A 10,881-nucleotide genomic window follows, 5' to 3' on the forward strand; every position below is an offset into this window, starting at 1 on the left:
ACCCGCCCGCCCCCGGCAAGAAAAACCAAGGACGCCCCTGCCCCACCTTCTGCGTAGAAAGTGGGGCAGGGGCGTCCTACCTTGCCCTCAGGAAGTTTTTACCGGGCCTGAACCCTATCAACCTCAGCTAGGGTCAGCGTGCCGGTCTCTCGGGCGGTCAGGGCCATGACGGAAGCTAAGGCAGCCATCGCGAGAGTAAAGGCAGCGGGGGCAACCCAGTTGCTCAAGTCATGGCCAGCCAGGGCGGTAGCAGCCGCCGGGGCGATACCGCCCGATAAGGCAAAACCGATCTGGGTGCCCAGGGCCAGGCCGGTAACACGAACGGCCGTGGGGAACATTTCAGCGTAGAAGGACGGCCAAATGCCATTGGCCATAGAGTAGAAGGCCCCGTGCATGAGCACACCGAACATGAAGACCAGAGGAACATTGCCAGCGGTAATCGCGTTCAAGTAGGGGAACATGAGGCTACCGGCAACCAGGGCACCAATAGCGAAAATCGGCTTGCGGCCCACCTTATCGGCTACCAGGGCCCAGAAGGGGATCGCCAGCAGGCTCAGACCGTTAGAGGCAATGGGCACCCAGAGCATGACGCCCGCGTCCAGGCCGTGCCCCTTGGTGGCAAAAGAAATCGAGAAGGTCGTAAAGACCATGTTGACGGTATTGACCATGGCGCACAGGGCAACGGTGATAACTCCGCGCTTATGGTGGGCGAAGACCTGGCCGAGGGGGGTCTTCCGGCGGGCAGGGTCAACCACCTGCTGGGCCTGGGTCTGCACAAAGGAGGGGGCCTCTTCAAGGCGGCGGCGGATCAACCACGCCACAACAAGCACGAAGGCTGAAAGCAGGAAGGGGACGCGCCAGCCCCAGGTCAGCAGGTCCTCTTCGGGCAGGGCCGCAAAGGGCAGGAAGACGGCGGTAGCAAGCAGGGAACCGAACTGGGTACCGTGCAGGGTCCAGGAGGTGGTGAAGGCTCGCTGGTGCTCATTGGCGTGCTCCAGCGACATCGAAATAGCAGAGGCCTGCTCACCGGCAGCAGAGAGGCCCTGGAAGACCCGGCAGATCACCAGCAGGACCGGGGCCAGGATACCGACCTGCTCATAGGTGGGCAGCAGGCCGATTGCGAAGGTCGCCCCGCCCATCATGAAAAGGGTCAGCATCAGCACGAAACGGCGGCCAAACTTATCACCGAGAGGGCCCATTAGCATGGCGCCGAAGGGGCGCACCACATAGGCGACACCCAAAACCATCATGGACTTCAAAATGCCTGCGGCGTCGGAGTCTTCAGGGAAGAAAATGCGGTTAAGGACGAGAGCGGCAGCCGTGCCGAACACCGCGAAATCGTAGTATTCGAGGGCTGAGCCAATCCAGGAGGCCAGGGCGGCCTTGCGTGGTTTTTTCTGGGGGAGGGCAGGTGCGGTCATGGGTGTGTTTTCCCTTGGGTAAGGACGGGGTTGCCCCACCTTACCTGCGCTCAGCAGGCTGTGGGTGCGGTCTTTGTACCCTGAGCGTAAACGCGAGCGCCCCCGCGGTCAAAGCTGGGGCGCTTGCATTCCGTATTGTGGCTACCAGACAGTTTAAGGGCCGCTTAAGCTGAGCTCTTATCCTTCACCCACTTCTGTCTCTTGATGTTTTTCCAGCGACCAGCCGCTCTCTTCAAGCTGCTGTTTGACAGCAGATGTGAGAGTCTTTCCGTATTGGCGAGACATATGATTATCGTCGAGATATACAGAGATATTACCGATGACACCAGAACATATGTCGTCCGGGCAGTAGTAGGGGGTGAGATCAATATGGTGAACATTCTCATAACCCGCAAACCCAGAAAGTGCCGGGTTTTCATCAGCTAAAGCCTGGTTTACGGGAGTAGAACAGGCAGGGACAGAGGAATCAGTGGCGCATTCAAACATATTGTAAAAGAAACGGGGATTATCACGAATAGCAATAATTTTCCCTCCGTAGGAATCAACCAAATCGGCAACATCAGTTAGGCCCGTGAGAAATTGCTCGTTAGGTGATGTTCCATCAGGTCGAGTACTGAAAAAAACAAGGGTATCGGGTTGTATAGTCATGATTTCTTCAATGGCGCGAGCGTTGTAGCTTTGGCAGCCAGGGGTACCTTCAGGTCCCTGCATGGAGAAACTTTCCTCTTCAGTGGTGAAACGACACCACGGTTTAGTCATGACAATTACAGTTACATCCTGCTCATTAAGGGTTTCTTCCATAAACGACATCGCTTGAAGCATATGGGAATCGCCAATCATCACTATGACTGGTGAATTCTTATCTGAACCAAATTTATATATATCGCAATATTCAAGGTTATCTGGATTCCTAAGGGTGGAATCTTTCATAGGTTCAAAAGTATTGCAGGACTGTGCCCAAGATAGGTCGTAGAACCCCTTGGCCCGTTCCATAGGAATGGGCGGGTTTTGATAACTGATATTTTCAACACCAATCGCAAGTGCTCCCGGGAAATTAGAAGTTCCTGCCTTTTCTGCGTTAGCCGCCCACTGGTCTTGCTTATGTTCTATCCAACGCTGGCCTACCAGGGTGGCTCCTCCTGCAAGAGATAGAAAAACACAAATTAGAGCGATGGGACGCACCCAGACCTTACCTAAACCTTGCTTACGCTGATCCCAGGGCACCTGAGGGACACTAGGTTTGATGACAAAACGATTCGACTTCTTCTCCCAGGCCCGCAGTGGTTTTTCTACCCCGTTGTGGAGGAGCCAAGCTAGGGCGATAGAGGTGAGGATGATGAGTGTGCCATCCAGCCAACCGGCTTGAGGCTTTCCCTGATAAGTGGTGTAGAGGATGAGCAGGGGCCAATGGACGAGGTAAAGACTGTAGGAGATGGCTCCCATCTTTTGGAGGGGCTTGGCTGAGAGAAGCCGGTCGACCCCGAAGCGGGAGCCAGTTTGGCCAGCTGCGATGATGAAGGCACCCGAGAGCAGGGGCCAGAGGGCTAGGTAGCCGGGGAAAGCCTGCTCCACAGGGAGCAGCCAGCCGCAGGAAGTAAGGCCAACGACACCTAACCAGCCCAGTGGGACTTTAAGGACTTGGGGTACACGCCAGGTAAGAACCAGCATGGCGAGGAGGGCGCCGGCGGCGAATTCCCAGAGGCGGGTGCGGGTATCAAAATAGGCAAAGGACTGGTTGGTGCTTGTTTCAAGAATGGAGAAGGTTAGGGAAGCAGTGAAAACTGACCCAAAGATAAGGAGGGCGGTAGGGATTACTTTGAATCTCAGGTAGCCGACGAGAAAGGCAACGATAGTAAAGAGCAGAGGCCAGAGTATGAAGATTTGGCCCTGCATAGAAAGCGACCAGAAGTGCTGGAAGGGGGTTTTGGTGGTTGCGTCTTGGGCGTAGTAATCAACAGAGTTAAGAGCTAGCCGCCAGTTGAGGAAGTAAAAGAGGGCAGCCTTGGCGTCGGCGAGCAGGGAGGCCCAACGGGAGGGGGCGATGATGAAGTATGAGGCGACGAGGGTGGCGACGATGACGGTAGCGGCCGCCGGGAGGAGACGCTGGAAGACGTGGAGCCAGTAACCCACCACCTTGAGGGGTTGGCCTGCCTGGATCTTCTTTAGGGACGAGAGGGAGAGCAGGAAGGCGGAGATGAAGAGGAAGACGTCCACACCGCCAGAAACCTTACCGAACCAGACGTGGTAGGTCACGACGAGCAAGACAGCGAGGGAGCGTAGGCCCTGCACCTCCGGCCGGAATCTGGGTTGCTCAATAAAACTACCTACCGGTGTGTAGCGCTTAGCCTGCCTATTCATCATCCCTACGTTTCCCCCTGTGTGACGCACCAGTCGTGATGCCGTGGTTACCGCCACATCAGGTGGGGTAAAAGTGAAAAAATCCTACACCGTGTATGCCGGGGTAGGATTGATGTGGCGAATACAGAGAGCTCCTGGAAGGGCTGGAATAGCCCCAACATAAACTCTTCATTTTCGCTCGTTCTCGTGGGAATCTTACCACAGCATACTGACAATCTTATGGGTGAGACTACCCATATACTTCAAGGGAAGAAGGGCCATGAATACCCCCCGTACCTCGATTATCATGCCTGTGTATAACACCGGTGCCGAAGTGGTGGCAGCAATCGAATCGGTTTTGGCCCAGACCGACCCCGATTTCGAGCTCCTCGTTCTCAATGATGCCTCCCCCGATGATGCTGCCGAGCGCATCACCCGCTTTCTTGAGGCAAACCCAGACCCTCGCGTCCGCTTCTTTGATAACCCTGTCAATCGGGGTGTCTCTGCCGTCCGCAATCAGGGGCTGGACGAGGCCCGGGGCCGGTGGATTGCCTTTCTCGACTCTGATGACCGCTACCGCCCCAACTTCCTGGCAACCCAGCATGCCTGGGCTACTGCCCATGCAGCTGACCTGGTTCTTGCCGGACACACCCTCATCGAGGCTGACGGTAGTACCCGCGACCGCTTCCGAGGCAAGCCCGGGGTGCGCACCGGTCGGCAGGCCGCCCTGGAGCTCCTGTCAGACCAGCTCACCCCCTACGTCTGGGACAAACTGGTACGAGCCGACCTGCTGGACGGCGTACGCTTCCCCGAAGATATCCACCGGGCCGAGGACGCCGTTTTCTGCCTCAACGCCTACATCCGGGCGCAGAGGGTAGCGGTTGCCCCAACCTCCCTCTACGAGTACCGGGTAGACGCCGGTGGGCTCACCTGGGGCAAAATCACCCCGGTCGCAGAAAGCCGCCGCCTCATGGATTACATGAAGGACGCCGCCGCCCCCGTCCTTAACTCCCCCGAAGGAAACCGCGCCTTTTCGGTCTCCTGGCTGCTCACCTTCCTGAATAATGCCCAGCAGGCGCTGGTGGTCGGGGGGCCTACAGCGACCCAGGTCATCCCGGAGTGCCGGAGCGCCATCGCCTGGTCTCATATCATTGCGACAGCCACACGGCGCCCCGTCTTCGCAGCAGCAGGCACCCTGCTCAAAATCTCCCCGGCACTCTACCGGGCCCTCTACGGGGCCTATATCAAACGCACCTACGGCCTCTAATCAACTGAATTCTCTGAGCGCACCACCGCGACCATACCCGCCAGATGCGTCAAGAATCCCAGCAGGGGGCCCACATACAGGGCAACCATGGCACGCGGCACCAGCTCAAAGGGCACCACGAACAGCAACCCGGTAGTTACCGCAGCACCCACCAGCCAGCCGAGGATATACACCTTATGGGCATTCAGGGCAATCACGGCGGTGCCTGAGAGCACCAGCAGGGCCATCATGGCTGAGGCAAAGGTCAAGCCGCCCAGCACCCACCCCTGGTTCACTAGGTCGTAAGCTGCTGCGGCGTCGTCCTTACGCTCGTAAATCAGTGAAAACAGCCAGGGGCCAATCAGCCAGGCAGCGAGCGCACCCACCGCACCCACCGCCAGCAGGGCACCAGAAGGCTTAGCCATGGCCGCAACCGGCCGGTGCCGCTGCTTCAAAAAGGCAGAAATGGCGACGCCTTGAAAGGCCTGCAGGGGAATCATTATCGGCGAGCGCGTCAGCGAAATGGCCAAAATCAAAAAACCCAAAGCAGCGGTATCAACCGGGGTAGACTCCTCACGTAAACTCCAGCTCAAGAGCGTGGGGAAAGCCACCGTCAGCGCCGCAGACGCCGCTGAGGAGCCCATCGCAAACAGGATGTTGCGCGTCAGACGTCCTGCCCCCACATCAGCGCGGGAACCGGCCACCTGACGTACCTGGGGGGACACCAGCAGGAGCACTACCCACAGCAGGCTCGCTGATACCACTGCCGCCTCAAGACCCACCAGGGACCCCAGGAGCACCGCAGCCAGGAGCATCGCCACCAAGCGCCAGGCAGCCTCACCGCCGCCAAGACCCGCAAAAACATACCACTTCTCGCGGCCGGCAGCTGCACCGCTCATCGCAGAATGCGCCGAATAGAGCACAGCCCCCACCGAGATCAAAGCTACCCCCAGCCCCATATTCGAAGGAATCTGGTCAGTAGCCCACTCTGGCAACGTCACCGCAGCTACACCGGCAATACAGGCTCCCAGGGCAAGGGCAACAGGGATCACCCGCGCACCCTGCCCACCAGGAGCAGAACCGTGCAAACGCGCCGCGCCTACCGCCCGAGTGGTCTCCTGCTGAATACCAGCAATCACACCAAACAAGCCAAACAGCAAGGACCAGAACAGGAGGAACTCGGTGTTCTGGTCAGCACTCAAACTCCGTTGAGCGATCACCGTCGCCGCAAAAGCCGAGACCGCCGCTACCAACGACGCCGCCAAAATCGCGGTTGATTCCTTGCGGGTGATGCCCCGCTTCTCCTCAATACCGACCTGCTCAAACTGGTCAGCTGGAACCTTATTGCTCATGAGCGCTCTTCTCTTGCCTCCCCGCAGGGAATACGCGGTTACTAAAATGCGGCTGGGCGGCACCCCTCTTCAGGTGCCAGGCCCAGCCGCGTGTGTCTGCGTCCTTGTTTTATTTGACGACGTGAACGGCCAGGTTCTTCACGCCGTTCCACTTCTTTGCCAGGGCTGCCTTGGGCAGCAGGGTGACCGCGTGCAGGCGGGAGGAAACGTGGGCGCGGGCAACCTGAGCAGCCTTCTTCCAGCCCTTGGCCTCCATCTCGGCGGCGATAGTGTAGAAGTAGGTACGTTCCTCGTCGAAGCGGGTGCCTTCAAGGGCACGCCAGGAGGAGTCGGAAGCCTTGTGGCGGCGGTACATGAAGGCCACGGCCTCGTCATAGTAGAGGGAACCGCCGGTCATGGCGACGTCCAGCACCAGGGCCATGTCCTGAACCACGTTCAGGCCCTCACGGAAGCCCAGGCCCACGATAGTCTCAGCCCGCCAGCCCAAGGAGGGGAAGTAGAGCCAGTCGCCGCGCAGAATAGAAACGGCCAGATCTTCGCCCGACAGCTCAGTGGTGCCATTCGGGCGGTAGTAAGCCTTGGTCTTCTCAACCAGGGTGTTTGACAGCGCATTGTTCTCGTCGATCACGACGCAACCGGGCTGGAAAATCTTTGCATTGGGGTTAGCCTCAGCAGCGGCGACGAACCACTCAATGTAGTTAGGTAGCATGACGTCGTCAGCACCCATAACGGTCACCAGGTCGTTCTCAACGAAGGTCAGGGCCTTGGTGTAGTTACCGTTAGCGCCCAGGTTCTTCTCGTTGCGCATGTAGGTGATGCGCTCATCGTTCAGAGACTCAAACCAGCCGGGGATTGAGTCGTCAGGGTAGCCGTCATCGACCACAATGAGACGCCAGTCAGGGTTGGTCTGGCCCAGCACGGAGCGCACGGCCTGCTTCATGAAATCTACGTCGCCGTAGTAGGGGAAGAGAATATCAACGGTCATGGGGGTGTTTACTCCTGGTTAGAGGGGGTCGATGAGGTTGAATCAGTCCGGGGTGCGCCCGGAGTGGAAGAATCGTTGAGGGTGGGATCACCCTGTTCAAGGATGGCCCGCAGAATAGCTACTTCTTCGGCGAGGGCCCGCGTTTCGTCAGCTGATTTAGAGACCTCCAGGGTGAGGTGCAGGCAGATAGCTATCAGCATGATGCAGGCGAACGCGAAGAGCAGGTTCACTGGGTTGACGACGCCGGTGAAGGCAGCTAGCTTCCACAGGAGGGAGGGAAAGAGCGCCAGCACGATGATGACAGCTGAGATCACGAGCCACAGGACGGCGTACTTCTCTTTCATCTTCTGGTTGCGCACCTGGGTGAACACCAGCACGAAGACGACGATGGAGAGTAGGAGGAAGAAAATATTAGACGGCATCGGCGCTCCTTACTCTACGGGCTTGGTTTTGGCGCGGGTCATAGAGATTGCGAAGGCGAAAAGTGACCGCACCAGGTACAGGGCTGATTTGAGAGGCCCTGACGAGGGGGTTCCTCCCTGTCGCTCCCGCATCTCGACGGGAACCTGGATCACCGTGCAGCCGGAGCGGATTGCCATGACGGTCGCGTCGATGGTGTCGCCGAGGTATTCTGCGGGGTAAAAGTCGCAGTATTGCTGGATTCCGCGGCGGTTAGCCGCTTTGAAGCCGCTGGTGACGTCGGTGAATTTTTCACCAGAAATCCTAGTAAAGAGGAAGGCCAGTAGACCCATCGCCCACTTGCGGGGGCCGCGCACCTCGTAGTTATCTGAGGCGGCGAAACGGGAGCCGATGACGATATCTGCCCGGCTCAGTCCTTCAAGGAGGGTGGGGATGTGTTCGGGCAGGTGCTGGCCGTCCGAATCCATCTGTAGGGCGACGTCGTAGCCCATGCGGCGGGCGTACTTGTAGCCGGTCCGCATAGCGGCCCCAACCCCCATGTTGTAGGGCAGGTCAATGACGAAAGCGCCGGCGGCGCGGGCTACGCGCGAGGTGGTGTCGGTAGAACCGTCGTTAATAACCACAAGGTCAGCCCAGGGAGCTTTAGCTCGCAAATCTGCGATAGTAGCAGGAAGTGCCTCCTCCTCATTCCAGGCAGGCATAATCACCAGTACCCTGCAGGACTGAGACACAGCCTGATTAGTCATCGCATCCCCCTCAAACAATCATCGACTACAGCAGTCTACCCGCCTACAGAGAAGCCTACGAAATCTATAGCATTACATACACACTTCAGCCCGATACAAAGCAGCATCTCCGGATCTATATACTTCAACAATCCCCTGATTCTCTGCTAAATTCGCCAGGCCTGGGTACCAGCCAGCGCCTTCAGGATTCATATCGAAACCAAGAGCGTAATAAGCATTATCATGACGTATAGCCTCGCACACTTCTGGCATTGAGGCCGCATCATCAAAGTGATTTACAAGCAATTCATCTTCTGCGTCTAACGAGTTAAATATATGAGCAGATGTTACCGGATTTCCCGCGAGAGCGTAAACATACGCTCCACCATTATTGGGATCAACCACAATCTTTGCATCATCCGGAATATTATCATCAATATAGTTTATAACATTTAATTCATCTGGACTCAACCTGGGTGATTCATCGCTAATTGTATAAGATTTATTCATCACTACATCTATACTTGATCTAAAGATGTAGCCAGCCTGAGCCCCAACAGATAGAATCAGAACCAACATAAAGGCAAGGACATTAAAATTAAAGATAGGAATATTTTTACTATCAATAAAAGATCGAATCTTTCTTAAAATATATTCCAGTCCAAACACAGCCAAAACTGACGTAGCTATAGGGGTAAGGGCGATAATCCTGAAGGGGTCTTGATACCAAACGCCCAGCCACTCATAGCGGCCATTTTCATATGTTAGGGATCGAGCTAAAACGTAGGCAGCAGCAACTAGGATCCACATACAAACAATCCAAGAGTATTCAGTAATTCTTCTAACTGAATATAGTAGACCGAAAAATACGAGAAGAGTTACAACCCATAAAGCACCCTGATAACTCGGGTCCCACACAGGAGCGCTCCACCACCGCACAGGTGCATTGAGCAAAAACTCCCCGAAAGCCTGAGGGTAAGATATTTCAGGCGCCCAATTAGCCGCATCTCGATCAGGTCGAACTACCCCCCATAGGAAATATATAATATAAGTTAATATAGCGACACCAAGAATACGAATAATTAGAGACTTTAGAGGTAATAATCCTTCCTTAAATTTTGCAGAACTTTTTACAATATAGCCAATAAAAATCGCTGTGCCCAGCAAAAGCATAGACATAATAGAGTTGGGGTGCGTAAAGGCCACCCCAAGGGACACGACAAGACCTATTGCTAAACCATCCGCTATACCCATCGTACGGATTTTTGAAACCCTAAAAATCTGTACTATAACTGCCAAACCTACCGGAATAAGCGAGTTTCCAAGAAGGTTGGGGTAGAGAATTCCCCATACAAGAAACACATAAGGAAAAGCGATAAATGACAGGCTAGAAACTGCTGCAAAAACCACGGAAGGCGAGCTTAACGATACAGAGTTCCTCAATAAATAAAGAATAGAAATTGGCCAAATGAAAGAACATATAACAATCGAGAATATGTTAGCAATTTCAATCACTGACATTTCGGTAATTGATACCATAATTGCAGCAAGAGCATGCCAAACACTGGGATAAAAACTGGGCGGTTCACCATCTCCAGTGGTCATATACGCCAGATTAAAAGGAGAAGCATTCCCGGTATCATTAATGTATCTCACCGCATTATAATGAAAAATCTCATCAAACGTCTGACCCAGATTACTCGGCGAGGAAAAAATATGAGATAAATTATACGAACCAACCAGGGCTGCAATCAACAAAGCTGCGTAGTACCAACCATCGCCAGCTACCCACCAAGAGTTTCGATGGTTTAAGCCAGCAGATTCCACATTTCTGGGTGATACCCCTAAAATATTCCTCAGTAAAAATCTAATTATCAAAAAAAATCCGGCTACTGCAACCGCACTAACCAAGGGAACCCAAAACGACCAATCAAATCCGAATTGAGCTGCAGTAATAGAACCTAGCGTTATGAGCGCAGCCGAAATCGGTGCGGCCAAGGCTAGAGAATTAAAACCTTTCTGTCCCAAACTAGTAGCTACAATAAATCCGGGAATTACAACTACCCCAAGACATATAAGAATTGCAGGAATAACCGCAATCCACTCTCCAATCAAAAGGGTTTCTCCATTTCATCAGGCCGACGGAGCTCAGACACCCAAAGTTAGGTGCGTAGCACATAGATTTCCTTAAGCCTACCTCATCCCATCATCACGCACCGTGCGCCTCATAGTTCCCACTTTGTGCAACTAGAGCTGCACGATCAACCACTGAGGCTTATTCAAAAGTCCCACCCGCAGCCAAAAACACCAACCCCCGCACCACCGCAAACACCCGCCCATACAACCCCAACGGCCGCCTAAACCCCGTATGAAGAATCCGCCAAGTCTTGATGTG

The 10,881-nt window shown here is 55.0% G+C and carries 8 protein-coding genes; 1 reads left to right on the forward strand and 7 read right to left on the reverse strand.

Going from position 1 to position 10,881, the window contains the following annotated elements; genetic code table 11:
- Positions 1–98: 98 nt before the first annotated feature.
- Together L7A15_RS07880 and L7A15_RS07885 are read right to left on the reverse strand one after the other, a co-directional pair.
- Positions 99–1,421 carry an MFS transporter gene (locus tag L7A15_RS07880; protein WP_237208573.1) on the reverse strand — a complete coding sequence of 441 codons (1,323 nt, stop codon included), beginning with the start codon at positions 1,419–1,421 and terminating at the stop codon, positions 99–101.
- A gap of 177 nt (positions 1,422–1,598) precedes the next feature.
- On the reverse strand, positions 1,599–3,782 hold the full coding sequence (locus L7A15_RS07885) for an acyltransferase family protein (protein ID WP_336603516.1): 2,184 nt from the start codon (positions 3,780–3,782) through the stop codon (positions 1,599–1,601).
- Between the two features lie 256 nt (positions 3,783–4,038).
- Between L7A15_RS07885 and L7A15_RS07890 the strand changes: the two genes are divergently transcribed.
- Entirely contained in the window at positions 4,039–5,025 is a 987-nt protein-coding gene (locus L7A15_RS07890; protein ID WP_237208574.1) for a glycosyltransferase family 2 protein, read from the forward strand.
- Here L7A15_RS07890 and L7A15_RS07895 read toward each other — a convergent pair.
- The 5 genes from L7A15_RS07895 to L7A15_RS07915 form a co-directional block, all read right to left on the reverse strand.
- On the reverse strand, positions 5,022–6,356 hold the full coding sequence (locus tag L7A15_RS07895; protein ID WP_237208575.1) for a hypothetical protein: 1,335 nt from the start codon (positions 6,354–6,356) through the stop codon (positions 5,022–5,024). The two genes, L7A15_RS07890 and L7A15_RS07895, sit on opposite strands and share 4 nt — an antisense overlap.
- A gap of 109 nt (positions 6,357–6,465) precedes the next feature.
- Positions 6,466–7,341: a glycosyltransferase family 2 protein gene (locus L7A15_RS07900; protein WP_237208576.1), complete on the reverse strand. Its 876-nt coding sequence runs from the start codon at positions 7,339–7,341 to the stop codon at positions 6,466–6,468.
- Between the two features lie 8 nt (positions 7,342–7,349).
- Entirely contained in the window at positions 7,350–7,763 is a 414-nt protein-coding gene (locus L7A15_RS07905) for a DUF2304 domain-containing protein (RefSeq protein ID WP_237201120.1), read from the reverse strand.
- A 9-nt stretch (positions 7,764–7,772) separates the two neighbouring features.
- Positions 7,773–8,507: a glycosyltransferase family 2 protein gene (locus L7A15_RS07910; protein ID WP_237208577.1), complete on the reverse strand. Its 735-nt coding sequence runs from the start codon at positions 8,505–8,507 to the stop codon at positions 7,773–7,775.
- Between the two features lie 72 nt (positions 8,508–8,579).
- Positions 8,580–10,601 carry a DUF6541 family protein gene (locus tag L7A15_RS07915; RefSeq protein ID WP_237208578.1) on the reverse strand — a complete coding sequence of 674 codons (2,022 nt, stop codon included), beginning with the start codon at positions 10,599–10,601 and terminating at the stop codon, positions 8,580–8,582.
- Positions 10,602–10,881 lie beyond the last annotated feature (280 nt).

Origin of the sequence: Rothia nasimurium (assembly GCF_928391935.1) — a bacterium.
GTDB classification, from domain to species: Bacteria; Actinomycetota; Actinomycetes; order Actinomycetales; family Micrococcaceae; genus Rothia; species Rothia nasimurium_D.